This window comes from Marinomonas sp. PE14-40, from assembly GCF_051623805.1.
Lineage (GTDB): Bacteria > Pseudomonadota > Gammaproteobacteria > Pseudomonadales > Marinomonadaceae > Marinomonas.
On sequence record NZ_CP130700.1, the window covers coordinates 3655333 to 3678056 of the forward strand.

Annotated in this window: 33 protein-coding genes; all 33 read left to right on the forward strand. The window is 44.5% G+C overall.

The features are described 5' to 3' along the window. Positions 1-29: 29 nt before the first annotated feature. A complete protein-coding gene (gene rpoC, locus Q0A08_RS16915; protein WP_438462678.1) occupies positions 30-4232 on the forward strand; it encodes a DNA-directed RNA polymerase subunit beta' in 4203 nt (1400 codons plus the stop codon). A gap of 138 nt (positions 4233-4370) precedes the next feature. Beyond that, entirely contained in the window at positions 4371-4742 is a 372-nt protein-coding gene (gene rpsL / locus Q0A08_RS16920) for a 30S ribosomal protein S12 (protein ID WP_009834607.1), read from the forward strand. Between the two features lie 99 nt (positions 4743-4841). Beyond that, positions 4842-5315, forward strand: coding sequence for a 30S ribosomal protein S7 (gene rpsG / locus Q0A08_RS16925; protein ID WP_046019623.1), 474 nt, complete (start codon positions 4842-4844; stop codon positions 5313-5315). Between the two features lie 18 nt (positions 5316-5333). Next, a complete protein-coding gene (gene fusA / locus Q0A08_RS16930) occupies positions 5334-7427 on the forward strand; it encodes an elongation factor G (RefSeq protein WP_438462679.1) in 2094 nt (697 codons plus the stop codon). Between the two features lie 35 nt (positions 7428-7462). Beyond that, the gene (tuf, locus tag Q0A08_RS16935; RefSeq protein WP_438462680.1) at positions 7463-8686 is read left to right on the forward strand and encodes an elongation factor Tu; all 1224 of its coding nucleotides are present in this window, start codon (positions 7463-7465) and stop codon (positions 8684-8686) included. 215 nt (positions 8687-8901) lie between these two features. Further along, positions 8902-9213: a 30S ribosomal protein S10 gene (gene rpsJ, locus Q0A08_RS16940; RefSeq protein ID WP_009834626.1), complete on the forward strand. Its 312-nt coding sequence runs from the start codon at positions 8902-8904 to the stop codon at positions 9211-9213. Positions 9214-9338: 125 nt separating this feature from the next. Beyond that, positions 9339-9977 carry a 50S ribosomal protein L3 gene (gene rplC, locus Q0A08_RS16945; protein WP_009834625.1) on the forward strand — a complete coding sequence of 213 codons (639 nt, stop codon included), beginning with the start codon at positions 9339-9341 and terminating at the stop codon, positions 9975-9977. Positions 9978-9989: 12 nt separating this feature from the next. Further along, positions 9990-10595 (forward strand): 50S ribosomal protein L4, encoded by a 606-nt coding sequence (gene rplD, locus Q0A08_RS16950; RefSeq protein WP_009834624.1) that lies wholly within the window; start codon positions 9990-9992, stop codon positions 10593-10595. After that, positions 10592-10885, forward strand: a complete 294-nt coding sequence (gene rplW, locus Q0A08_RS16955) for a 50S ribosomal protein L23 (protein ID WP_009834623.1) — start codon at positions 10592-10594, stop codon at positions 10883-10885. Before rplD ends, rplW begins: the two co-directional genes overlap by 4 nt. A gap of 14 nt (positions 10886-10899) precedes the next feature. Continuing rightward, positions 10900-11724, forward strand: a complete 825-nt coding sequence (gene rplB / locus Q0A08_RS16960; protein WP_438462681.1) for a 50S ribosomal protein L2 — start codon at positions 10900-10902, stop codon at positions 11722-11724. A gap of 15 nt (positions 11725-11739) precedes the next feature. Continuing rightward, positions 11740-12015, forward strand: coding sequence for a 30S ribosomal protein S19 (gene rpsS / locus Q0A08_RS16965; RefSeq protein ID WP_009834621.1), 276 nt, complete (start codon positions 11740-11742; stop codon positions 12013-12015). 15 nt (positions 12016-12030) lie between these two features. After that, entirely contained in the window at positions 12031-12363 is a 333-nt protein-coding gene (rplV, locus tag Q0A08_RS16970) for a 50S ribosomal protein L22 (RefSeq protein WP_009834620.1), read from the forward strand. Positions 12364-12377: 14 nt separating this feature from the next. Further along, positions 12378-13058 (forward strand): 30S ribosomal protein S3, encoded by a 681-nt coding sequence (gene rpsC, locus Q0A08_RS16975; protein WP_009834619.1) that lies wholly within the window; start codon positions 12378-12380, stop codon positions 13056-13058. A 10-nt stretch (positions 13059-13068) separates the two neighbouring features. Further along, complete coding sequence (gene rplP, locus Q0A08_RS16980; protein WP_009834618.1) at positions 13069-13482, forward strand: 50S ribosomal protein L16; 414 nt, start codon at positions 13069-13071, stop codon at positions 13480-13482. Then, positions 13483-13674 carry a 50S ribosomal protein L29 gene (gene rpmC / locus Q0A08_RS16985; RefSeq protein WP_009834617.1) on the forward strand — a complete coding sequence of 64 codons (192 nt, stop codon included), beginning with the start codon at positions 13483-13485 and terminating at the stop codon, positions 13672-13674. It abuts the gene before it with no gap. Then, the gene (gene rpsQ / locus Q0A08_RS16990) at positions 13674-13940 is read left to right on the forward strand and encodes a 30S ribosomal protein S17 (protein WP_009834616.1); all 267 of its coding nucleotides are present in this window, start codon (positions 13674-13676) and stop codon (positions 13938-13940) included. The genes rpmC and rpsQ overlap by 1 nt, the downstream gene beginning before the upstream one ends. A 47-nt stretch (positions 13941-13987) precedes the next feature. Beyond that, positions 13988-14356 carry a 50S ribosomal protein L14 gene (gene rplN, locus Q0A08_RS16995; protein ID WP_438467658.1) on the forward strand — a complete coding sequence of 123 codons (369 nt, stop codon included), beginning with the start codon at positions 13988-13990 and terminating at the stop codon, positions 14354-14356. A gap of 17 nt (positions 14357-14373) precedes the next feature. Next, positions 14374-14691, forward strand: coding sequence for a 50S ribosomal protein L24 (gene rplX, locus Q0A08_RS17000; protein ID WP_009834614.1), 318 nt, complete (start codon positions 14374-14376; stop codon positions 14689-14691). Between the two features lie 17 nt (positions 14692-14708). After that, on the forward strand, positions 14709-15248 hold the full coding sequence (rplE, locus tag Q0A08_RS17005) for a 50S ribosomal protein L5 (protein ID WP_438462682.1): 540 nt from the start codon (positions 14709-14711) through the stop codon (positions 15246-15248). Positions 15249-15260: 12 nt separating this feature from the next. Further along, positions 15261-15566, forward strand: a complete 306-nt coding sequence (rpsN, locus tag Q0A08_RS17010) for a 30S ribosomal protein S14 (protein ID WP_009834612.1) — start codon at positions 15261-15263, stop codon at positions 15564-15566. A 132-nt stretch (positions 15567-15698) separates the two neighbouring features. Then, entirely contained in the window at positions 15699-16091 is a 393-nt protein-coding gene (gene rpsH / locus Q0A08_RS17015; RefSeq protein WP_036180589.1) for a 30S ribosomal protein S8, read from the forward strand. 8 nt (positions 16092-16099) lie between these two features. Beyond that, complete coding sequence (rplF, locus tag Q0A08_RS17020; RefSeq protein WP_438462683.1) at positions 16100-16633, forward strand: 50S ribosomal protein L6; 534 nt, start codon at positions 16100-16102, stop codon at positions 16631-16633. A 9-nt stretch (positions 16634-16642) separates the two neighbouring features. After that, on the forward strand, positions 16643-16993 hold the full coding sequence (gene rplR, locus Q0A08_RS17025) for a 50S ribosomal protein L18 (protein ID WP_046019616.1): 351 nt from the start codon (positions 16643-16645) through the stop codon (positions 16991-16993). Positions 16994-17003: 10 nt separating this feature from the next. Further along, the gene (gene rpsE / locus Q0A08_RS17030) at positions 17004-17504 is read left to right on the forward strand and encodes a 30S ribosomal protein S5 (protein WP_438462684.1); all 501 of its coding nucleotides are present in this window, start codon (positions 17004-17006) and stop codon (positions 17502-17504) included. 6 nt (positions 17505-17510) lie between these two features. Next, positions 17511-17696, forward strand: coding sequence for a 50S ribosomal protein L30 (rpmD, locus tag Q0A08_RS17035; protein WP_438462685.1), 186 nt, complete (start codon positions 17511-17513; stop codon positions 17694-17696). Between the two features lies 1 nt (position 17697). Next, a complete protein-coding gene (gene rplO, locus Q0A08_RS17040; RefSeq protein WP_046019613.1) occupies positions 17698-18132 on the forward strand; it encodes a 50S ribosomal protein L15 in 435 nt (144 codons plus the stop codon). Beyond that, positions 18133-19464 carry a preprotein translocase subunit SecY gene (gene secY / locus Q0A08_RS17045; RefSeq protein ID WP_438462686.1) on the forward strand — a complete coding sequence of 444 codons (1332 nt, stop codon included), beginning with the start codon at positions 18133-18135 and terminating at the stop codon, positions 19462-19464. It begins immediately after the preceding gene. A 19-nt stretch (positions 19465-19483) separates the two neighbouring features. After that, the gene (gene rpmJ / locus Q0A08_RS17050) at positions 19484-19597 is read left to right on the forward strand and encodes a 50S ribosomal protein L36 (RefSeq protein ID WP_055462823.1); all 114 of its coding nucleotides are present in this window, start codon (positions 19484-19486) and stop codon (positions 19595-19597) included. A gap of 122 nt (positions 19598-19719) precedes the next feature. Then, entirely contained in the window at positions 19720-20076 is a 357-nt protein-coding gene (rpsM, locus tag Q0A08_RS17055) for a 30S ribosomal protein S13 (RefSeq protein ID WP_009836291.1), read from the forward strand. A 63-nt stretch (positions 20077-20139) separates the two neighbouring features. Further along, positions 20140-20532: a 30S ribosomal protein S11 gene (rpsK, locus tag Q0A08_RS17060; protein WP_009836290.1), complete on the forward strand. Its 393-nt coding sequence runs from the start codon at positions 20140-20142 to the stop codon at positions 20530-20532. Between the two features lie 16 nt (positions 20533-20548). Beyond that, positions 20549-21169: a 30S ribosomal protein S4 gene (gene rpsD / locus Q0A08_RS17065; protein WP_438462687.1), complete on the forward strand. Its 621-nt coding sequence runs from the start codon at positions 20549-20551 to the stop codon at positions 21167-21169. 34 nt (positions 21170-21203) lie between these two features. Beyond that, positions 21204-22208 carry a DNA-directed RNA polymerase subunit alpha gene (locus tag Q0A08_RS17070; RefSeq protein ID WP_009836288.1) on the forward strand — a complete coding sequence of 335 codons (1005 nt, stop codon included), beginning with the start codon at positions 21204-21206 and terminating at the stop codon, positions 22206-22208. Between the two features lie 42 nt (positions 22209-22250). After that, positions 22251-22640, forward strand: a complete 390-nt coding sequence (rplQ, locus tag Q0A08_RS17075) for a 50S ribosomal protein L17 (RefSeq protein WP_009836287.1) — start codon at positions 22251-22253, stop codon at positions 22638-22640. The last annotated feature ends 84 nt before the right edge of the window (positions 22641-22724 follow it).

Consider the following 22724-nt stretch of genomic DNA (forward strand, 5'->3'; position numbering starts at 1 on the left):
TCCCAGCCTTACGTACGGGGCGATTTTCTATGAAAGACTTATTAGGTCTTCTAAAATCACAAGGACAATCAGACGAGTTCGATACAATTCGTATCGGTCTAGCGTCGCCAGATATGATTCGTTCATGGTCTTTTGGTGAAGTTAAAAAACCAGAAACCATCAACTATCGTACCTTTAAACCTGAACGCGATGGTTTGTTCTGTGCAAAAATCTTTGGTCCTATTAAGGACTATGAGTGCTTGTGTGGCAAATATAAGCGTTTGAAACACCGTGGTGTTATTTGTGAAAAATGTGGTGTTGAAGTTGCTTTGTCTAAAGTGCGTCGTGAGCGCATGGGACACATTGAGCTAGCTTCACCTGTTGCTCACATCTGGTTCCTAAAATCTTTGCCTTCTCGTATAGGTCTTATCTTAGATATGACGTTACGTGACATTGAGCGCGTATTGTACTTTGAATCTTTCATCGTGATTGATCCGGGTATGACAACGCTTGATAAAGGCCAGTTGCTTAATGATGAGCAATATTTTGAAGCGCTAGAAGAGTTTGGTGATGAATTTGATGCCCGCATGGGTGCTGAAGCGATCCAAATGCTATTACGCGATCTTGATATGCCTGTTGAAATACAGACAATGCGTGAAGAGCTAAATGCAACTAACTCTGAAACACGTATCAAGAAGCTATCTAAGCGTCTTAAGTTGGTAGAAGCTTTCTATCATTCTGGTAATAACCCAGAGTGGATGGTGCTTGAAGTGCTTCCAGTACTTCCGCCGGATCTACGTCCTCTAGTGCCACTTGAAGGTGGTCGTTTTGCGACGTCTGATTTGAATGACTTGTATCGCCGCGTTATCAACCGTAATAACCGTCTAAAACGTCTATTGGAATTGGCTGCGCCAGATATCATCGTACGTAACGAAAAACGTATGTTGCAAGAATCTGTTGATGCGCTATTGGATAATGGTCGTCGTGGTCGTGCAATTACTGGTTCTAACAAGCGTCCTCTGAAATCTCTTGCTGATATGATCAAGGGTAAACAAGGTCGTTTCCGTCAGAACTTGTTGGGTAAACGTGTAGATTATTCTGGTCGTTCTGTAATCACAGTAGGTCCATCTTTACGCTTACATCAGTGTGGTCTTCCTAAGAAGATGGCGCTTGAGTTATTCAAACCATTTATTTTCTCTAAATTAGAGCTTCGCGGTATGGCTACAACCATCAAAGCGGCGAAGAAAATGGTTGAGCGTGAAACACCAGAAGTTTGGGATATCCTAGATGAAGTAATCCGCGAGCACCCGGTTATGCTTAACCGTGCGCCTACTCTTCACCGTTTAGGTATCCAGGCATTTGAGCCTATGCTAATCGAAGGTAAAGCGATTCAGTTGCACCCACTTGTGTGTGCGGCATATAACGCTGACTTTGATGGTGACCAAATGGCGGTACACGTTCCACTGACTATTGAAGCTCAGTTGGAAGCGCGTGCGCTTATGATGTCGACTAACAACATCCTTTCTCCAGCAAATGGTGAGCCTATCATCGTTCCTTCTCAGGACGTTGTATTAGGTCTTTACTATATGACGCGTGACAAAATTAACGCGCAAGGTGAAGGTATGATGTTCTCTGACATTAAAGAGGTTCATCGTGCATATGGTGCTAAGCAAGTTGCTTTGCATGCCAAAGTTAAGGTTCGTATCAATCAAGTAGATACAACAATTGAAGGTGACAAGGTTGCTTCAACCTTTATTGCTGATACAACTGTTGGTCGTGCTTTATTGTTTGATATTGTACCTGATGGCCTACCATTCTCTGTTGTTAACCAAACAATGAAGAAGAAGGCGATCTCTAACCTGATTAATGAGTGTTACCGTAAAGTCGGCTTGAAAGAGAGCTGTATCTTTGCTGACCAATTGATGTATACCGGTTTCCAGTATGCAACAGCATCAGGTTCTTCTGTTGGTGTAGATGACTTTGTTATCCCGCCAGAAAAAGCAGAAATCATTGAACAAGCTGAGTCTGAAGTTAAAGAGATCGAATATCAGTACGCTGATGGTCTTGTAACTCAAGGCGAGAAATACAATAAAGTTATCGACTTGTGGTCTCGTACCAACGAGAAAGTAACTGATGCCATGATGAAAAACTTGGCAAAAGAGCATACTACTAACAAAGCAGGTGAAACTGTTGAGCAGCAATCATTTAACTCTGTTTATATGATGGCCGACTCCGGTGCCCGTGGTAGTGTTGCTCAGATGCGTCAGCTTGGTGGTATGCGTGGTCTGATGGCGAAACCAGATGGTTCCATCATCGAAACACCTATTACAGCTAACTTCCGTGAAGGTTTGTCAGTACTACAGTACTTCACCTCGACTCACGGTGCGCGTAAAGGTTTGGCCGATACCGCTTTGAAAACAGCTAACTCTGGTTATCTAACTCGTCGTCTTGTAGATGTAGCGCAAGACCTTGTAGTAACAGATGTAGATTGTGGTTCTGAGCGCGGTTTGATTGCTAGTGCAATGATTGAGGGTGGTGATGTAGTAATCCCACTAGGTCAACGTGTACTGGGTCGTGTAGCTGCTACTGATGTAATGGATAGTAAAGGTAATGTTGTATTACCTGGCGGTACTTTGATTGATGAGCACCACGTGCGCACAATTGAATCTGCTGGTGTAGACGAGATGCTAGTACGTTCTGTTATCACCTGTGATGTTAAGCATGGTGTATGTAGTACTTGTTACGGTCGTGATCTAGGTCGTGGTCATTTGGTTAACATTGGTGAAGCAATCGGTGTTGTTGCTGCTCAGTCTATCGGTGAGCCCGGTACTCAGCTAACAATGCGTACTTTCCACATCGGTGGTGCGGCGTCTCGTGCGTCAGCTGTTGATAGTGTACAAGTTAAGAGTGCGGGTACCGTTCGTTTCCATAAAATGAAAGCGATCACACGTTTTGACGGTAACTTAGTTATTGTTTCGCGTTCATCTGAATTGGCAATCGCTGATGAGGCTGGTCGTGAGAAAGAACGTTATAAACTTCCATATGGTGCTTTGTTGACTGTTAAAGACGGCGAAGAAGTGTCAGCGGGCCAAGTTATTGCTAACTGGGATCCACACACACACCCAATTGTCTCTGAGATGGAAGGCCGTCTTGAATTCAGTGGTATGGAAGAAGGTCAAACTATCCGTCGTCAATCTGACGAAATGACTGGTTTGACTACGATTGAAATTCTTGAGATTAAAGATCGTCCTGCAGCGGGTAAAGACTTACGTCCTATGATTGCTGTGGTCGATGAGAAGGGTGAGCCAGTACTTGTTCCAGGTACCGATTCTCCAGTGCAATACATGCTTCCAGAGAAAGCTCTTTTGAGTCTTGATCATGGTGCCAGCATTAAGTCTGGTGAGGTACTTGCACGTATTCCTCAAGAAACAATTGGTAACAAGGATATTACCGGTGGTCTACCTCGTGTTGCTGACTTGTTTGAAGCGCGTCGTCCTAAAGATCCAGCTGTTATGGCTGAAGCTTCTGGTGTGGTTAGCTTTGGTAAAGAGACTAAAGGTAAGATTCGTTTGGTAATCAATGCTCAAGATGGATCTGATCCAATTGAGACTTTGATTCCTAAGTGGCGTCAAATCAACATCTTTGATGGTGAAGAAGTGGAGCGTGGTGAGATTATTGCCGATGGTCCATTGAATCCTCATGATATCTTGCGCTTGAAAGGTGTAGCAGCATTAGCTGAGTACATCACTAGTGAGATCCAGGAGGTTTACCGTCTACAGGGTGTTGTGATCAACGATAAGCACATTGAGGTTATCGTTCGTCAAATGCTGCGTAAGGTAGATATTTCTGAATCAGGTGATACTAACTTGATTCAAGGTGATCAGGTTGAATTAACGCAAGTACTTGAAGCAAATGAAGAAGCGGAAGCTGAACAGAAATTCATTGCTAAATACGAGCGTGTATTGCTTGGTATCACTAAAGCCTCTTTGGCAACTGAGTCATTTATCTCTGCAGCATCCTTCCAGGAAACAACTCGCGTGTTAACTGAAGGTGCGGTAACAGGTAAGAAAGACCATTTGCGTGGCTTGAAAGAGAACGTTGTAGTAGGTCGTCTGATTCCAGCTGGAACAGGTTTGGCTTACCACAGTGAGCGCAAGAATAAGAAAGAACTTGCGCGCGCAGAGAAAGAAGGTTCAGCAACAATTAGCGCTTCTGATGTAGAAGAAGCACTAAGTGCGGCACTAAAAGACTAAAATTCGATGCAAATTGGGTAGGGAGGCGATTTTTTAGTCGCCTCCCTATTGACTGTTTTATAAGCGCAAACTAAACTTGCGCATCCTAAATATTGGCGATTTCCGCCTTTTAATGTTGGATTCAGTGGAGCTTGTTTAATGGCAACCATTAACCAGTTGGTTCGTAAACCACGTAAACGTAAAGTGGCAAAGAGTGACGTACCTGCGTTACAAGCTTGTCCGCAACGCCGCGGTGTCTGCACACGCGTATATACTACTACACCTAAAAAGCCTAACTCGGCTTTGCGTAAAGTATGTCGTGTTCGCTTGACTAACGGCTTTGAAGTAACTTCCTACATTGGTGGTGAAGGTCATAACCTACAAGAGCACAGTGTTGTGTTGATCCGTGGCGGTCGTGTAAAAGATTTGCCAGGTGTTCGTTACCACACAGTTCGCGGTAGTCTTGATACTTCAGGCGTACAAAATCGTAAGCAAGGCCGTTCTAAGTACGGTACTAAGCGTCCTAAGTAAGTTAATAACTTATTTAGAAGCACGATTAGACAAAATTTTTAATACAGTAAGGCCGAGCACAAATTTTTGTCTCGGACTAACCTGAAGAAGGATATAGACATGCCAAGAAGACGCGTCGTCGCAAAGCGTGAAGTACTTCCAGATCCTAAACATGGAAGCCAACTTCTTGCTAAATTTATTAACCATGTAATGGTTAGTGGCAAGAAGTCTGTAGCAGAGAGCATTGTTTACAATGCACTAGAAACTGTTGCAACTCGCGCAAAAACAGAAGAGCCAATGGCTATCTTCGAAAAAGCACTGGAATCTATCCAGCCTATGGTTGAGGTTAAGTCTCGCCGTGTTGGTGGTGCTACCTACCAAGTACCTGTTGAGGTACGTCCTGCACGTCGTGCAGCTCTATCTATGCGTTGGTTGGTTGAGTCTTCACGTAAGCGTGGGGAAAAATCAATGGCACTTCGTCTAGCTGGCGAAATTTTAGATGCTGCTGAAAACAAAGGTTCTGCTGTTAAGAAACGTGAAGACGTTCACCGCATGGCAGAAGCTAACAAAGCGTTCTCGCATTACCGTTTCTAAAAATTCGGAGAGTAAATCGTGGCACGTACAACACCTATCAATCGCTATCGCAATATTGGTATTTGTGCACACGTTGACGCTGGTAAAACGACGACAACTGAGCGTGTTCTTTTCTATACTGGTCTATCCCACAAAATTGGTGAGGTTCATGATGGCGCTGCCACTATGGACTGGATGGAGCAAGAACAAGAGCGCGGTATTACCATAACATCTGCTGCCACTACCTGTTTTTGGGGTGGGATGAGTAAGCAGTTTGATCAGCACAGAGTCAATATTATTGATACGCCTGGGCACGTAGACTTCACAATAGAGGTTGAGCGTTCTTTGCGAGTGTTGGATGGTGCGGTTGTCGTGCTTTGCGGGTCTTCTGGAGTTCAGCCTCAAACTGAAACTGTATGGCGTCAAGCCAATAAATATGAAGTTCCGCGATTGGTGTTTGTGAATAAGATGGACCGAGTTGGTGCCAATTACTTTAATGTAGTTGAGCAACTTGAAGAGCGTCTTGGAGCAAATGCTGTGCCTATTAATATCAATATTGGAACTGAGGACGACTTTAAAGGCGTTATCGATTTAATATTGATGAAAGCTGTTATGTGGAATGAAGCTGATCAGGGTATGACCTTCAATTATGAAGAGATTCCTGCTGACTTGCTTGATACTGCAGAAGAGTGGCGTGAAAAGCTTGTTGAAGCTGCGGCTGAAGCAAATGAAGAGCTGATGGATAAGTACCTTGAAGAAGGTGAGTTATCTATCGAAGACATTAAAGTGGGTTTGCGTGCTAGAACGCTGGCAAGCGAAATCGTTTTAGTGACTTGTGGCTCAGCCTTCAAAAATAAGGGTGTTCAAGCTGTACTTGATGCAGTAGTTGAATATCTGCCATCACCATTAGAGGTGAAGGCTATTGAAGGGGCGCTAGAGGATGGTGAAACGTCAGATGATCGAAAAGCAGATGATAAGGCTCCTTTTGCCGCACTTGCTTTTAAGATTGCGACTGACCCATTCGTAGGTACGTTAACCTTCGTTCGCGTTTACTCTGGTGTGTTGAAATCTGGCGATGCTGTTTATAATTCCGTTAAAGGGAAGCGTGAGCGCATTGGTCGTATGGTTCAAATGCACTCGAATAATCGAGAAGAGATTAAAGAAGTTCGGGCGGGTGACATTGCTGCAATAATTGGTCTTAAGTATATTACAACTGGTGACACCTTGTGTGACCCAGATAAGGCGATTGTATTGGAGCGTATGGACTTTCCTGAACCGGTCATTTCAGTTGCGGTAGAGCCTAGGTCACAAGCTGATCAGGATAAAATGAATGTTGCGTTGGCTAAGTTAGCGCAAGAAGATCCTTCGTTTCGTGTGGAAGTGCATGAAGAGACGGGTCAAATCATTATATCCGGTATGGGTGAGTTGCATTTAGATATCCTTGTTGAGCGTATGAAGCGTGAGTTCAAGGTTGAGGCGAACATTGGTAACCCTCAAGTCTCGTATCGTGAGAAGCTTCGTAAAGAAGTTGAAATTGACCAAAAGTTCATCCGTGAATTTAACGGAAAAGGACAATACGGTCACGTTGTAATGAAACTTATCCCGACTGTTGAAGAAGGGTTGGAATTTGTCAACGAGATTGTTGGTGGTGAAATCCCTAAGGAATTCATCCCAGCGGTAGAGAAGGGTGTATCTGAGCAAATGAAGAACGGCGTAATCGGCGGCTTCCCAATTTTGGGGCTAAAGGTTGTGTTGGTCGGTGGTTCATTCCACGATGTTGACTCAAGTGATATGTCTTTTCACATAGCCGCATCTCAGGGGCTAAGGAAGGGCGCGGTTGAGGCCGATGCTTGTCTTTTAGAGCCTGTTATGAAGGTGGAAGTTGTTACTCCTGAAAACTGCATGGGTGATGTGATGGGTGACCTGAATCGTCGTCGTGGTGTGGTGTTAGGGATGGATGACATTCCGTCTGGTAAAGTAATTCGAGCAGAAGTGCCCTTGGGTGAGATGTTCGGTTATGCTACCGATGTACGTAGCTTGTCGCAAGGTCGTGCAAGTTATGCAATGGAATTTGAGAAGTACGCTGAAGCGCCGTCAAGTGTGGCAGATGCGATCATCAATAAAGAATATTAATCATCTACCTACAGATCTTATAAGGTGTATGTATCATGGCAAAAGCTAAGTTTGAACGTAATAAGCCACACGTAAACGTTGGCACAATCGGTCACGTTGACCACGGTAAAACAACTCTAACTGCTGCACTTACTCGTGTATGTGCAGAAGTTTTCGGTGGTGAAGCAGTTGACTTCGCTGGTATCGATAACGCTCCTGAAGAGCGTGAGCGTGGTATCACAATCGCGACTTCACACGTTGAGTATGATTCAACAATCCGTCACTACGCACACGTAGACTGCCCAGGACACGCCGATTATGTTAAAAACATGATCACTGGTGCTGCTCAAATGGACGGTGCTATCTTGGTATGTGGTGCAACTGACGGCCCTATGCCTCAAACACGTGAGCACATCCTACTTTCTCGTCAAGTAGGTGTACCTTACATCGTTGTTTTCCTAAACAAAGCTGACCTACTAGCTGAAGACTGTGGCGGTGCGGATTCTGAAGAATACGCTGAAATGCTAGAGTTGGTTGACATGGAACTTCGTGATCTTCTTTCTGAATACGAATTCCCTGGCGACGACACTCCAATCATCCCTGGTTCTGCTCTAATGGCTTTGAACGGTCAAGACGACAACGAAATGGGTACAACTGCAGTAAGAAAACTAGTTGAAACTCTAGATACTTACATTCCTGAGCCAGAGCGTGCTATCGATGGTGCATTCATCATGCCTATCGAGGACGTATTCTCTATCCAGGGTCGTGGTACTGTTGTAACTGGTCGTGTTGAGCGTGGTATCGTTAACGTTGGTGATTCTGTAGAGATCGTTGGTGTTAAAGAGACAACAACTACTACGTGTACTGGTGTTGAAATGTTCCGTAAGCTTCTTGACGAAGGTCGTGCTGGTGAGAACATTGGTGCACTTCTACGTGGTACTAAGCGTGAAGATGTTGAGCGTGGTCAAGTATTGGCTAAGCCTGGTTCTATCAATCCTCACACTGACTTCACAGCAGAAGTATACGTACTTTCTAAAGATGAAGGTGGTCGTCATACTCCATTCTTCAAAGGTTACCGTCCACAGTTCTACTTCCGTACAACTGACGTAACTGGTGCTTGTGAGCTACCTGAAGGCGTTGAAATGGTAATGCCTGGTGATAACGTTCAGATGACTGTTTCCCTAATTCACCCAATCGCGATGGACGAAGGTCTACGTTTCGCGATCCGTGAAGGTGGTCGTACAGTTGGTGCTGGTGTTGTTGCTAAAATCATCAAATAATTTACTAGTTAAATAGTAAAATATTAATGGTTTCAAAGGGCTGCCCGAAAGGGTGGCCCTTTTTTATGTGAAATAGAAATATGCGTTAAATGAATTGTTAAATTGGTTACTTGACAACCAGTTTGCAAATCGATAAGATTCGCCGTCCTCAAAAGAGGAAGGCAGTTTAGCTATTAAGGCTAAAGCGTCACAAAAAACTGTATTTGGAGTTGGAAATGCAAAGCCAAAAAATTCGTATTCGTTTGAAAGCGTTTGATCATCGTCTGATTGATGCTTCAACACAAGAGATTGTGGAAACAGCGAAACGTACAGGTGCGCAAGTACGTGGACCTATTCCACTTCCTACTCGCAAAGAACGTTATACAGTACTGATTTCTCCTCACGTAAACAAAGATGCACGTGATCAATATGAAATCCGTACTCACAAACGTGTTCTAGACATCGTTGAGCCAACAGAAAAAACTGTTGATGCTCTAATGAAGCTAGATCTTGCGGCAGGCGTGGAAGTACAAATTTCTTTAGGTTAATTCTTAAAGATTGGGGTGCGAGAACCGATTGGTATCAATCGGCTTATGCACATTAGTGGAATGATCTGGAATGATCAGCCGTAGCGGGTGATAGCCCCTTACACAACTGGCAAACGAGGTATAAAATGGCTATTCAATTAGTCGGACGCAAAGCCGGAATGACACGTATCTTCAATGAAGATGGTGTATCCGTGCCAGTAACCGTCATCGAAGTAGAACCGAACCGCGTAACTCAGGTAAAAACTGCAGATACTGATGGCTATACAGCTGTTCAAGTAACTGTTGGTTCTCGCCGTGCGAGTCGCGTCAATAAAGCAGCTGCAGGTCACTTTGCAAAAGCGAAAGTTGAAGCTGGTCGTGGTTTATGGGAGTTCCGTCTTTCTGGTGACGAAAAAGAAATCAATGTTGGTGATGAACTGACTGTTGCTGATTTCGAGTCTATTGCCACTGTTGACGTTATTGGTCAATCAAAAGGTAAAGGCTTCCAGGGTGCAATCAAACGTCATAACTTTAGTATGCAAGATGCAACCCATGGTAACTCATTGTCTCACCGTGCACCTGGTTCCATTGGTCAATGTCAAACACCTGGTCGTGTTTGGAAAGGCAAAAAAATGGCGGGTCACATGGGCGCAGCTCAAGTAACTACTCAATCACTAGAAGTGGTTCGCGTTGATTTAGAACGTAACCTAATCATCGTGAAAGGAGCAGTTCCTGGCGCGACTAATGGTGATGTTATTCTTCAACCAGCTGTTAAAGCTCGCTAGAAGGGGTAGACAATGAACTTGAATCTAACAGGAACTGAAGGAACTTTAGAAGTTTCAGAAGTTACCTTTGCTCGTGAATACAACGAAGCCCTAGTTCACCAAGTAGTTACTGCTTACTTGGCTGGTGCTCGTCAAGGTACACGTGCTCAAAAAACTCGCTCTGATGTTGCCGGTGGTGGTCGCAAGCCATGGAAACAGAAGGGTTCTGGTCGCGCTCGTGCTGGTACTATTCGTAGTCCTATCTGGCGTAGCGGTGGCGTAACTTTCGCTGCTCGTCCACAAGACCATTCACAGAAAGTGAACAAGAAGATGTATCGTGCAGCAATGCGCACCATCTGGTCTGAGCTAGTACGTCAAGACCGTCTTGTTGTAGTTGAAGAACTTAGTTTGGAAGCTCCAAAAACTAAGCTTTTCAAAGCTAAAATGGCTGAATTGAATATTGAGAATGCTTTAATCGTTTCTGCAGAATTAGATGAGAATCTTTTCCTAGCAGCACGTAACATTCCAAATGTTGATGTACGCGATGCGGCGTCTATCGATCCAGTTAGCTTGATTGCTTACGACAAAGTGTTGGTGACTGTTGGTGCTCTTAAGCAAGTTGAGGAGGCATTAGCATGATCGGCGAACGTATTTATAAGGTTTTGTTAGGACCACACATCTCTGAAAAAGCTACTATCGTTGCTGAAGGCAATGGTCAGTATGTTTTTCGTGTAGTTGGTGATGCGACAAAAACTGAAATTAAACAAGCAATCGAAGCTCTATTTGAAGTCAAAGTAGACACTGTTCGTACCTTGAACCAAAAAGGTAAGACTAAGCGTACTGCTCGTGGTCTTGGTAAGCGTAACGACGTTAAAAAAGCGTACGTACGTTTGACTGAAGGCCAAGAAATTGATTTCTTAGCTGAATAAGGGGAGATAGGTCAATGGCTGTTGTAAAATGTAAGCCAACGTCTGCAGGCCGTCGTCACGTTGTTAAAGTTGTAGGTGAAAACCTACACAAAGGCGCACCATATGCACCACTTCTTTCTAAGAAGAGCAAATCTGGTGGTCGTAACAACAATGGTCGCATCACTACGCGTCACGTAGGTGGTGGTCATAAGCAGCATTACCGTATGGTTGATTTCCGTCGTAACAAAGATGGTATCCCAGCGGTAGTTGAACGTTTGGAATATGATCCAAACCGTTCTGCAAACATAGCATTGGTTTTATATGCTGACGGTGAACGTCGTTATATCATTGCTTCTAAAGGCATGGTAGCAGGAACCACTGTTTCTAACGGTGCTGATGCACCTATCAAACCAGGTAATAATTTGCCATTGCAAAATATTCCTGTTGGTAGTGTTGTGCATTGCATTGAGCTTAAGCCAGGTAAAGGTGCTCAAGTAGCGCGTTCTGCTGGTGCTTCTGCTCAGCTTGTTGCTCGTGAAGGTCGTTACGTTACTCTTCGCCTACGTTCAGGTGAAATGCGTAAAGTATTGACTGAGTGTCGTGCAACTCTTGGTGAAGTATCCAATTCCGAGCATAGCTTACGCGTGCTAGGTAAAGCTGGTGCTAGTCGCTGGCGTGGTATTCGTCCAACCGTTCGCGGTGCGGCGATGAACCCGGTAGATCACCCACATGGTGGTGGTGAAGGTCGTAGCTCAGGTGGTCGCCACCCAGTTAGTCCTTGGGGTATGCCAACCAAAGGTTACAAGACACGCAGTAATAAGCGTACCGATAAACTTATTGTACGTCGTCGTACTAAGTAATAAGAGGAAACGACTGTGCCACGTTCACTAAAAAAAGGTCCTTTCATCGACCTTCATTTGTTGAAAAAGGTAGAGGCTGCGGTAGAAAAGAATGATCGACGTCCAATCAAAACTTGGTCTCGCCGTTCTACTGTCTTCCCTGAATTTGTAGGGTTGACTATCGCTGTCCATAATGGTCGCCAACACGTCCCAGTTCTTGTAACTGAAGACATGGTAGGTCATAAATTGGGTGAGTTCGCTCCGACCCGCACATATCGCGGTCACGTCGTGGACAAGAAAGCCAAACGGTAATAAGGGGTAATAAATATGAGTGAAGTAAAAGCCTCATTAAAAGGTGCTCGCCTCTCAGCGCAGAAGGCCCGTTTGGTTGCAGATCAAATCCGCGGCAAATCTGTTAGCGAGGCGCTTGACATCTTGGCGTTCAGCCCTAAAAAAGCAGCAGTACTAGTTAAAAAAGTACTAGAATCAGCTGTTGCAAATGCTGAACATAACGAAGGTGCTGATATAGATGACCTACGTGTTTCAACTGTATACGTTGACGAAGCTACAACGTATAAGCGTATCATGCCACGTGCCAAAGGCCGTGCGGATCGCATCTTGAAGCGCGGTTGTCATATTACAGTGAAAGTCGCTGACTAATTAGGAGAAACCCAATGGGTCAGAAGGTTCATCCAACTGGAATACGCCTAGGGATAGTTAAAGACCATACTTCTACTTGGTATGCGAATAATCAAAACTACTCTAAGTTGCTATTAAACGATCTTCAGGTACGTAAGTACTTAGAAGGTAAATTAGTTCAGGCTTCTGTTTCTCGTATCGAGATTCAACGTCCTGCTCAATCTGCACGCATCACTATCCACACAGCCCGTCCAGGCATCGTGATTGGTAAGAAAGGTGAAGATGTAGAGAAGCTACGTAACGCAGTTTCTGACATGATGGGTGTGCCAGTGCACATCAACATCGAAGAAATTCGTAAGCCTGAATTAGACGCTAAACTTGTTGCTCAGAATATTGCTGGTCAACTAGAGCGTCGCGTAATGTTCCGCCGTGCTATGAAACGTGCAGTACAAAACGCAATGCGCGCAGGCGCAAAAGGTATCAAGGTTCAGGTAAGTGGTCGTCTGGGTGGTGCAGAGATTGCACGCGCAGAATGGTACCGCGAAGGTCGTGTACCATTACACACTCTACGCGCTGACATTGACTACGCTACTTATGAAGCAAACACAACTTACGGCATCATTGGCGTTAAGACGTGGATCTTCAAAGGCGAAATCTTGGGCGGTATTGAGCAAGTGCGAGCTAATAAAGGCGCACAAAAGAAGAAGTCTAAGTAGGGGGTAGCATATGTTGCAGCCGAAACGTACTAAGTTCCGTAAAATGCAAAAAGGCCGTAACCGTGGTCTTGCATTACGCGGTAACCAAGTCAGCTTTGGTGAATTTGGTTTGAAATCCACAGCACGTGGTCGTATTACGGCTCGTCAAATTGAAGCGGCGCGTCGTGCAATGACTCGTCACATCAAACGTGGTGGTAAAATCTGGATTCGTGTTTTCCCTGATAAGCCGATTACTCAGAAGCCTCTAGAGGTTCGTCAGGGTAAAGGTAAGGGTAACGTAGAATACTGGGTTGCACAGATTCAACCTGGTAAAATGCTTTATGAAGTTGAGGGTGTTTCAGAGCAGCTAGCTCGCGAAGCTTTCGCACTAGCAGCCGCTAAGCTTCCTCTGGCCACAACTTTCGTGACGCGTACGGTGATGTAGATGAAAGCAAAAGATTTACAAGAAAAGTCTGTAGCTGAGCTACAGGAAAGCTTGATTGAACTGCTAAAAGAGCAATTCACGTTGCGTATGCAAAAGGCTACTGGCCAGCTAACGCAAACTCATTTGCTTCCTCAAGTTCGCCGCAATATCGCACGTGTTAAAACCGTGCTAAATGATAAGGCAGGTAACTAATGGCAAATGCAGAAACTCAAGCTCGCACAGCTACTGGTAAAGTAGTAAGCGACAAGATGGATAAAACCATCACAGTACTAGTAGAACGTACTGAAAAGCACGCTCTATACGGCAAGTTTATTCGTCGTTCTACTAAATTACACGCTCATGATGAGAACAACGAATGTCGCATTGGCGACACAGTAAAGGTTGTGGAAACACGTCCTTATTCTAAGTCTAAGACTTGGAACCTGGTTCAAGTTGTTAACAAAGCGGCAGCTATCTAAGCTGCCCCATCGTGAGACTTGTTATCTAATTATTATTGGAGAGCAAAATGATTCAAACAGAATCGATGCTTGATATTGCAGATAATAGCGGCGCGAAGCGTGTCCAGTGTATTAAAGTGCTGGGTGGCTCACACCGTCGTTACGCTGGTATCGGTGACATCATTAAGGTCACTGTTAAAGAAGCGATCCCTCGTGGTCGTGTTAAAAAAGGGCAAGTTCTTAACGCAGTAGTTGTTAGAACTAAGAAAGGTGTTCGTCGTCCAGATGGTTCCGTAATCCGTTTTGATGTAAACTCAGCGGTCCTACTGAATGCAGCTGGCCAACCGATCGGTACACGTATCTTTGGCCCTGTTACCCGTGAATTGCGTTCAGAGCAATTTATGAAAATTATTTCTCTTGCACCTGAAGTGCTGTAAGAGAGAGGGGACCATAAATGCGTAAGATCAAAAGTAACGACGAAGTTATTGTGATTGCCGGTAAAGATAAAGGTAAGCGCGGTAAAGTTGTTAAAATTGTAGACGAAAACCGAGTTCTTGTTTCTGGCATCAACATGATGAAGAAGCACGAGAAGCCAAACCCTATGAAAGGGTCAACTGGTGGTATCGTCGAGAAAGAAGCACCTATCCAGGTTTCTAACGTAGCTATCTTTAATGGTGCTACTGGTAAAGCGGATCGCGTCGGCTTTAAAGTGAATGAAGATGGTACTAAGGTACGTATCTTTAAATCTAACAGTGAAGCGATCGACGCCTAAGAGCGAGAATTATAGCCATGGCGAGACTTAAGCAAGTTTATAAAGATCAAGTTGTAGCAGCTCTAACTGAAGAGTTTAGCTACAAAAATGTAATGGAAGTGCCTAAAATCACGAAAATTACATTAAATATGGGTGTTGGTGAAGCTATCGCAGACAAGAAACTTCTTGAAAATGCGGTAAATGACCTTGAAGCACTTAGTGGCCAAAAAGTTGTAGTGACTAAGGCTCGTAAATCAGTAGCAGGCTTTAAAATCCGTGACGGTTATCCGATCGGTTGTAAAGTTACGCTACGTGGTGAGCGCATGTGGGACTTCTTCGACCGTTTGGTTGACGTAGCTATTCCACGTATCCGTGACTTCCGTGGACTTAATCCTAAGTCTTTCGACGGTCGTGGTAACTACAGCATGGGTGTTAAAGAGCAAATTATCTTCCCGGAAATCGATTACGATAAAGTAGACCGTGTACGTGGTATGGACATTACCATCACAACGACTGCTAGTACCGATGCGGAAGGTCGTGCTTTGTTAGCAGCCTTTAGTTTCCCTTTCAAGAAATAAGAGGTAGGAATCATGGCAAAGATCTCAATGATTCAACGCGAAGCAAAACGCACTAAATTAGTAGCTAAGTTCGCTGAAAAGCGTGCAGCACTAAAAGCAATAATTAGCGATGTGAATGCATCGGATGATGAAAAGTGGGAAGCGACGCTTAAATTGCAAGCACTTCCACGTGATTCATCTTCTTCTCGCCAGCGTAACCGTTGCCAAGTAACGGGTCGTCCACATGGTGTTTATCGTAAATTTGGTTTGTCAAGAATCAAACTACGTGAAGCAGCTATGCGCGGTGATGTACCAGGCTTGAAGAAAGCTAGTTGGTAAGCAAGTAGATCACGATCATAATACACGGCAGTGGGTGGGGTGTCCGGATTAGTTCTGGACATTCTGTCTGCTGCTGTGTACTATGCGCGAGCTCTATTTGCTGCACAATGGTTTTTAATTAGGAGCTCTTCAATGAGTATGCAAGATACACTTGCGGATATGTTTACACGTATTCGTAATGCACAGATGGCGTCTAAGACATCTGTCAGCATGCCTTCATCAAAAATGAAGGTATCTGTTGCTTCTGTTCTACGTGAAGAAGGTTATGTAACCGACTTCGCTGTGACTGAAGAAACAAAACCGACTCTTACTATCGAACTTAAGTATTTCGAAGGTAAGCCGGTAATCGAAGAAATTAAACGCGCTTCTCGCCCAAGTCTTCGTCAATACAAGTCATCAGTTGATCTACCAAAAGTAGAAGCTGGTCTTGGCGTTGCTATCATCTCTACCTCTAAAGGTGTGATGACCGATCGTGCTGCACGTGCTGCAGGCATCGGTGGCGAAGTAATCTGCACTGTATTCTAGGAGTTAGTATGTCTCGTGTTGCTAAAAGTCCCGTGACGCTTCCTGCTGGTGTAGATGTAACTCTTAAAGGCCAAAACCTTGTTGTTAAAGGTGGTAAAGGTTCTTTAGAGTTGAATGCGCATCAAAGCGTTGAACTATCTGTTAATGATCAGGTTATTACTTTTGCCCCTCGTGATGGTGCAAAGCAAAGCCGTGCTCTAGCAGGTACTACTCGTTCTTTGGTCAACAACATGGTTGTTGGTGTTAGCCAAGGTTTCGAGAAAAAATTATTGCTTCAAGGTGTTGGTTACCGTGCTGCCGTTAAAGGTACTGTACTTAACTTAACTCTTGGTTTCTCTCACCCTGTAGAATATGACCTACCAGAAGGTATCAGTGCTGTTGTTAACGGACAGACTGAAGTTGTAATCTCAGGCGTCGACAAGCAAGCTGTAGGCCAAGTGGCTGCAGAAATCCGCGGTTTCCGTCCTCCTGAGCCTTATAAAGGTAAGGGTGTTCGTTACGCTGATGAGCATGTTCGTCGCAAAGAAGCTAAGAAGAAATAGGTAGACATCATGAACACTAAAAAACAATCTCGAATTCGTCGCGCACAACGCGCACGTTTGCATATTCGTGAGTTGGGTGCGAATCGTCTTTCTGTTCATCGCACACCGCGTCACATGTATGCTCAAGTTATTTCGGCTTCTGGTAGCCAGGTGCTAGCTAGCGCATCTACCTTGGACGAAAGCCTTCGCTCTTCTGCAACTGGTAACAAGGATGCGGCTGCTAAAGTCGGTGCTTTGATTGCTGAACGTGCAAAAGAAGCAGGTGTCACTGCGGTCGCTTTCGATCGCTCTGGTTTCAAATACCATGGTCGCGTTCAAGCTTTAGCTGACGCAGCCCGTGAAGCCGGTCTAGAGTTCTAAGGGGTAGCAAATGGCAGTTAATGATCAACAAACTAGCGACCTCCAAGAGAAGCTAGTACAAGTCAACCGTGTTGCAAAAGTTGTTAAGGGTGGTCGTATCTTCTCTTTCACAGCTTTAACAGTGGTTGGTGATGGAAATGGTAAAGTAGGCTTTGGTCGCGGTAAAGCGCGTGAAGTGCCTCAAGCAATCCAGAAAGCGATGGAGCAAGCTCGTCGTAACATGGTTTCTGTTCAGTTGAACGGTGATACTCTTCAGTATCCTGTTAAAGCTGTACATGGCGCATCTAAAGTTTACATGCAACCTGCATCTCAAGGTACTGGCGTAATTGCCGGTGGTGCGATGCGTGCGGTTCTTGAAATCGCTGGTGTACACAACGTATTGGCTAAGTGCTACGGCTCTACAAATCCAGTAAACGTTGTTCGTGCAACCATCAAAGGTTTGCAAGATATGAACTCTCCTGAACAGATTGCAGCGAAACGCGGCATGACTGTCGATCAAATATTGGGGTAATGTGAAATGGCTAAAAATACCATCACAGTAGAATTAACCCGTAGCCCGATCGGTCGTCTTCCGAAACATCGTGCAAGCGTTAATGGCTTGGGTTTACGTAAAGTTGGTCAGCGTCGTGTACTGGAAGATACTCCAGCTGTACGTGGCATGGTCAATAAAGTTTATTACATGGTTAAAGTGGTAGGAGAATAAAATGTTCTTGAATACTATTCGACCTGCCGAAGGTAGCAAGCCTACTGCCAAACGTCGCGGACGTGGTATGGGTAGCGGCTTAGGCAAAACAGGCGGACGTGGCCATAAAGGTCTTAAGTCTCGTTCTGGCGGTTCAGTACGTCCTGGTTTTGAAGGTGGTCAAATGCCTTTACAGAAACGTCTACCGAAATTTGGCTTCACTTCACGTCAAGCTAAATTTGTTGCTGAAATTCGTTTGAATGAACTAGCAGCAGTTAATGCTGAAGTTGTAGATTTAGCTTCTTTGAAAGGCGCTGACATCATTGGTCATCAAATTAAAACTGCACGTGTAATCTTGTCTGGCTCTATCGACAAAGCTGTTACCGTTCGTGGTCTTAAAGTGACTAAGGGTGCTCGTGCAGCTATCGAAGCAGCTGGCGGAAAAATCGAGGAATAGATGGCTAAGCGTGGCTCACTACCAGCTGGAATGCAAAACGGTTTAAGCGAACTTTGGTCGCGTATCCGTTTCGTATTCTTAGCAATTATTGTATACAGAATAGGTGCTCATATACCAGTTCCGGGTATTAACCCAGATCGTTTGTCAGCACTATTTGATCAAAATGAAGGCACAATCCTGAGTCTATTTAACGTATTCTCAGGTGGGGCATTGGAACGAATGAGTATCTTTGCTCTTGGTATTCTGCCCTATATTTCTGCTTCTATTATTATGCAGTTGTTAACGGTAGTTAGCCCGCAGCTAGAGCAGCTTAAGAAGGAAGGTGAAGCTGGGCGTCGTAAGATTACTCAGTATACCCGTTACGGTACCGTCCTTCTTGCGTTAGTCCAATCAGCCAGTATGGCTGTTGGTCTAGCCAGCCAAGGGATATCATTTAGTTCTGGTTTAGAGTTTTATGCTGTTGCAGTTATTACTCTTGTTGCCGGTACTGTATTCCTTATGTGGCTAGGTGAGCAAGTTACTGAAAAAGGTATAGGTAATGGTATTTCCATCCTTATCTTCGCAGGTATCGTTGCTGGATTACCGTCTGCTCTTGGTATGTCATTCGAATCGGCTCGTCAAGGCGATATAAATATCCTTGCCTTATTGTTGATCGGCATTTTGGCTATTGCGACTATCGCATTCGTTGTTTTCATCGAACGTGGTCAACGTCGCATAACGGTTAATTATGCTAAACGTCAGCAAGGCAAAAAAGTATTTGCTGCACAAAAGAGTCATCTACCATTGAAGGTGAATATGGCGGGTGTTATCCCACCTATATTTGCTTCAAGTATCTTGTTGTTTCCTGCTTCGATTGGCCAATGGTTTGGTCAAGGTGAAGGCATGGAATGGCTTCAAGGTATGTCTTTGGCTCTAGCACCAGGGCAACCTCTATATGTGCTGTTGTTTGCTATAGCAATTGTATTCTTTTGCTTCTTTTACACAGCATTGGTGTTCAACCCTAAAGATGTGGCAGATAATTTAAAGAAATCCGGTGCGTTTTTGCCGGGTATTCGTCCAGGCGATCATACCGCTCGATATATTGATGGGGTAATGACTCGATTAACACTGTTTGGTGCTTTATACATCACGCTAGTGTCCCTGATGCCTCAGTTCTTTGTAGTGTTCTGGAACGTACCTTTCTATTTCGGCGGTACTTCGTTACTGATCGTAGTAGTAGTAGTTATGGATTTTATGACACAAATACAAAGTCATCTGATGAGTCATCAATATGAGTCATTAATGAAAAAGTCTAATCTGACTGGTTATGGTCCAAATGGCCTAATGCGTTAAGCATAGGTTGGAGTTGAACATGAAAGTACGTGCATCTGTAAAGAAAATCTGTCGTAACTGTAAAATCGTTCGTCGTAACGGTTCAGTTCGAGTGATCTGCTCTGAGCCTCGTCACAAACAGCGTCAAGGTTAATTTAGAGTCGAGTTCGCTCGATGATGGGAAGGTGGTTGATTTTTCGCCTAGAGTTAGGCATAATCAGCCGCCCTTATGAAAGCAAGTGATGAATTATCATCCTAACAACGGAGTAAAGTTGAATGGCTCGTATAGCCGGTGTCAATATTCCTGACAATAAACATGCGGTCATTTCTCTGACTTACATCTTCGGAATTGGTCGCACACGTTCTCGCGCAATTTGCGCGTCAACAGGTGTCGCAGAGTCTGCTAAAATCGGATCTCTAAGCGATGAAGTGCTTGACCAATTACGTGGCGAAGTTGCTAAGTATACTGTAGAAGGTGACCTTCGCCGTGAGCTAAGCATGTCTATCAAACGTTTGATGGATATGGGTTGCCACCGCGGGATTCGTCACCGCCGCAGCTTACCAGTTCGTGGTCAACGTACCAAAACGAACGCTCGTACACGAAAAGGCCCTCGTAAGCCAATTCGTAAGTAATCTTAACGCGTTTCGCTCTAGTTACAGGTAATTAGAGCTGAGCATTAAACAGGAAAGTGCAATATGGCTAAGCCAGCTACGCGCAATACCAAGAAAAAAGTCAAAAAGACGGTTGTCGACGGTGTTGCTCATGTACATGCGTCTTTTAACAATACAATCGTGACTATCACCGATCGTCAAGGCAATGCTTTGTCTTGGGCGACTGCCGGTGGTTCTGGTTTTCGCGGTTCACGTAAGAGTACTCCGTTCGCTGCACAGGTTGCTGCAGAACGTGCAGGTGCTGTTGCTCAAGAGTTCGGTCTGAAGAACGTTGATGTTATGATCAAGGGCCCTGGTCCTGGTCGTGAGTCCGCAGTTCGTGCATTGAATGCATTAGGTCTGCGTATCAATAACATTACGGATGTGACGCCAATTCCACACAATGGTTGCCGTCCACCGAAAAAACGTCGCGTTTAACTGAGGAGACAGATACATGGCTCGTTATATAGGTCCAACTTGTAAGTTGTCTCGTCGTGAAGGTACCGACTTGCAATTGAAGAGCGGTTCACGCGCTCTTGAGTCGAAATGTAAAGCAGAGACAGTTCCTGGTGTGCACGGTGCACGTCGCGGTCGTCTTTCTGATTACGGCTTACAATTACGTGAGAAACAAAAAGTTCGTCGTACTTACGGCGTACTAGAAAAGCAATTCCGTAACTACTACAAAGATGCGGCTCGTGGTAAAGGTGCAACTGGTGAAAACCTTCTGCAACTTCTTGAGTCACGCTTGGATAACGTAGTATATCGCGCTGGTTTCGGTGCGACACGTGCGGAATCTCGTCAACTTGTTGCCCATAAAGGCATTCAAGTTAACGGCGCAACAGTAAACATTGCATCTTACCAAGTTAAAGCTGGTGATGTTGTTTCTGTTCGTGAAAAAGCTAAAAAGCAATTGCGTATTCAAAATGCAATTGAGCTATCTAAAAATCGCACTTCTACTCATTGGGTAGAAACTGATGCGACTAAACTGGAAGCTGTATTCAAAGCGGCTCCAGAGCGCAGCGATTTATCAGCTGAAATTAATGAGAACCTAATCGTCGAACTTTACTCTAAGTAAGTTCAGGCTATTAGGATTAGATATAGGTGGATCTATGCAGCGTTCAGTGAGCGAATTGTTAACCCCACGCAACATTGAAGTACAAGAAGCAGGCAAAACTCGCTCTAAAGTTACTCTTCAACCGCTTGAACGTGGTTTTGGACATACTTTAGGTAATGCGTTACGCCGTATTCTTTTATCTTCAATGCCTGGTTGTGCAATTGTTGAAGTAGAAATCGACGGTGTATTGCATGAATACAGCGCCATTGAAGGGGTTAAAGAAGATGTAATTGAAATTCTTCTTAACCTTAAAGGAGTTGCGATCGCTCTACACGGGCAAGATGAAGCAACTCTTACTTTAAGTAAAAAGGGACCTGGTGTTGTAACGGCTGGAGATATTCAGCTAGTTGCAGATGCTGAGATCTCGAATCCTGATCACGTAATTGCGCACTTAGATGATACTGCAGAACTTAATATGCAGATCAAAGTCGCTCGTGGTTGTGGTTATGAGCCTGCTGATGCTCGTATTGCAAGTGATGATGAGACTCGTCCTATCGGTCGCTTGCAACTGGATGCCTCATTCAGCCCTGTGCGTCGTGTTTCTTACAGCGTCGATAATGCTCGTGTAGAGCAACGTACTGACCTAGACAAGCTTGTCATTGACATCGAGTCTAACGGTACTATCGATCCGGAAGAAGCTATCCGTCGCGCGGCTACTATCTTACAACAACAGATTGCTGTGTTTGTTGCTCTTGAGAGCGAAAGCGAGCAAGTTGTTGAAGAAGAAGAAGATGAGATTGATCCAATATTACTACGCCCGGTTGATGATCTTGAGTTGACCGTTCGCAGTGCTAACTGTTTGAAAGCAGAGAACATTTATTACATCGGTGATTTGATTCAACGTACCGAGGTTGAGCTTCTTAAGACGCCTAACCTAGGTAAAAAATCGTTGACTGAAATTAAAGATGTTTTAGCACAGCGTGGTTTGTCTTTGGGAATGCGTTTGGAAAATTGGCCACCGGCTAGTTTGAAAGACGACAGCAAGGTACTAGCTCGCTAGGTCATTGTTCCCTGACCACCGTAGTTCGGTAAGGAATTTAAAATGCGTCATCGTAAGAGTGGTCGTCACTTAAACCGTACTAGCTCGCATCGTAAAGCGATGTTCAAAAATATGGCTGCTTCTTTATTTGAGCACGAAGTTATTAAAACTACGTTGCCGAAAGCCAAAGAACTTCGTCGAGTTGCTGAACCATTGATCACAATGGCTAAAGTTGACTCCGTTGCGAACCGCCGTTTAGCCTTTGCACGTACACGTGACAAAGCTGCTGTAGGTAAATTGTTTGGCGAACTTGGTCCTCGTTACCAAGCTCGTCCAGGTGGATACATCCGCATCCTAAAATGTGGTTTCCGCGCTGGTGACAATGCACCAATGGCTTACGTTGAATTGGTCGACAGACCAGTTGCTGACGAAGCGGCAGACTCAGCTGAATAAGCCGAGTATGTAACATGAAAAACCGGACTTTTTAGTCCGGTTTTTTTTGCTTTAAATTTTGTCTAACCTCTAAATTCAGATTTT

Bases quoted from the DNA above. Each gene is read 5' to 3' on its own strand.
- rplR (WP_046019616.1), top strand. From the start codon at position 16,643: ATGAACACTAAAAAACAATCTCGAATTCGTCGCGCACAACGCGCACGT.
- rpsD (WP_438462687.1), top strand. From the start codon at position 20,549: ATGGCTCGTTATATAGGTCCAACTTGTAAGTTGTCTCGTCGTGAAGGT.
- rplP (WP_009834618.1), top strand. From the start codon at position 13,069: ATGTTGCAGCCGAAACGTACTAAGTTCCGTAAAATGCAAAAAGGCCGT.
- rpsL (WP_009834607.1), top strand. From the start codon at position 4,371: ATGGCAACCATTAACCAGTTGGTTCGTAAACCACGTAAACGTAAAGTG.
- rpsN (WP_009834612.1), top strand. From the start codon at position 15,261: ATGGCAAAGATCTCAATGATTCAACGCGAAGCAAAACGCACTAAATTA.
- rpsJ (WP_009834626.1), top strand. From the start codon at position 8,902: ATGCAAAGCCAAAAAATTCGTATTCGTTTGAAAGCGTTTGATCATCGT.
- rpmD (WP_438462685.1), top strand. From the start codon at position 17,511: ATGGCTAAAAATACCATCACAGTAGAATTAACCCGTAGCCCGATCGGT.
- rplW (WP_009834623.1), top strand. From the start codon at position 10,592: ATGATCGGCGAACGTATTTATAAGGTTTTGTTAGGACCACACATCTCT.
- rplC (WP_009834625.1), top strand. From the start codon at position 9,339: ATGGCTATTCAATTAGTCGGACGCAAAGCCGGAATGACACGTATCTTC.
- rpsK (WP_009836290.1), top strand. From the start codon at position 20,140: ATGGCTAAGCCAGCTACGCGCAATACCAAGAAAAAAGTCAAAAAGACG.
- Q0A08_RS17070 (WP_009836288.1), top strand. From the start codon at position 21,204: ATGCAGCGTTCAGTGAGCGAATTGTTAACCCCACGCAACATTGAAGTA.
- tuf (WP_438462680.1), top strand. From the start codon at position 7,463: ATGGCAAAAGCTAAGTTTGAACGTAATAAGCCACACGTAAACGTTGGC.
- rpsH (WP_036180589.1), top strand. From the start codon at position 15,699: ATGAGTATGCAAGATACACTTGCGGATATGTTTACACGTATTCGTAAT.
- rplO (WP_046019613.1), top strand. From the start codon at position 17,698: ATGTTCTTGAATACTATTCGACCTGCCGAAGGTAGCAAGCCTACTGCC.
- rplN (WP_438467658.1), top strand. From the start codon at position 13,988: ATGATTCAAACAGAATCGATGCTTGATATTGCAGATAATAGCGGCGCG.
- rpsM (WP_009836291.1), top strand. From the start codon at position 19,720: ATGGCTCGTATAGCCGGTGTCAATATTCCTGACAATAAACATGCGGTC.
- rplX (WP_009834614.1), top strand. From the start codon at position 14,374: ATGCGTAAGATCAAAAGTAACGACGAAGTTATTGTGATTGCCGGTAAA.
- secY (WP_438462686.1), top strand. From the start codon at position 18,133: ATGGCTAAGCGTGGCTCACTACCAGCTGGAATGCAAAACGGTTTAAGC.
- rplE (WP_438462682.1), top strand. From the start codon at position 14,709: ATGGCGAGACTTAAGCAAGTTTATAAAGATCAAGTTGTAGCAGCTCTA.
- rpsC (WP_009834619.1), top strand. From the start codon at position 12,378: ATGGGTCAGAAGGTTCATCCAACTGGAATACGCCTAGGGATAGTTAAA.
- rpsG (WP_046019623.1), top strand. From the start codon at position 4,842: ATGCCAAGAAGACGCGTCGTCGCAAAGCGTGAAGTACTTCCAGATCCT.
- rplF (WP_438462683.1), top strand. From the start codon at position 16,100: ATGTCTCGTGTTGCTAAAAGTCCCGTGACGCTTCCTGCTGGTGTAGAT.
- rplQ (WP_009836287.1), top strand. From the start codon at position 22,251: ATGCGTCATCGTAAGAGTGGTCGTCACTTAAACCGTACTAGCTCGCAT.
- rpmJ (WP_055462823.1), top strand. From the start codon at position 19,484: ATGAAAGTACGTGCATCTGTAAAGAAAATCTGTCGTAACTGTAAAATC.
- rplD (WP_009834624.1), top strand. From the start codon at position 9,990: ATGAACTTGAATCTAACAGGAACTGAAGGAACTTTAGAAGTTTCAGAA.
- rplB (WP_438462681.1), top strand. From the start codon at position 10,900: ATGGCTGTTGTAAAATGTAAGCCAACGTCTGCAGGCCGTCGTCACGTT.
- rpsE (WP_438462684.1), top strand. From the start codon at position 17,004: ATGGCAGTTAATGATCAACAAACTAGCGACCTCCAAGAGAAGCTAGTA.
- rpsQ (WP_009834616.1), top strand. From the start codon at position 13,674: ATGGCAAATGCAGAAACTCAAGCTCGCACAGCTACTGGTAAAGTAGTA.
- rplV (WP_009834620.1), top strand. From the start codon at position 12,031: ATGAGTGAAGTAAAAGCCTCATTAAAAGGTGCTCGCCTCTCAGCGCAG.
- rpmC (WP_009834617.1), top strand. From the start codon at position 13,483: ATGAAAGCAAAAGATTTACAAGAAAAGTCTGTAGCTGAGCTACAGGAA.
- rpoC (WP_438462678.1), top strand. From the start codon at position 30: ATGAAAGACTTATTAGGTCTTCTAAAATCACAAGGACAATCAGACGAG.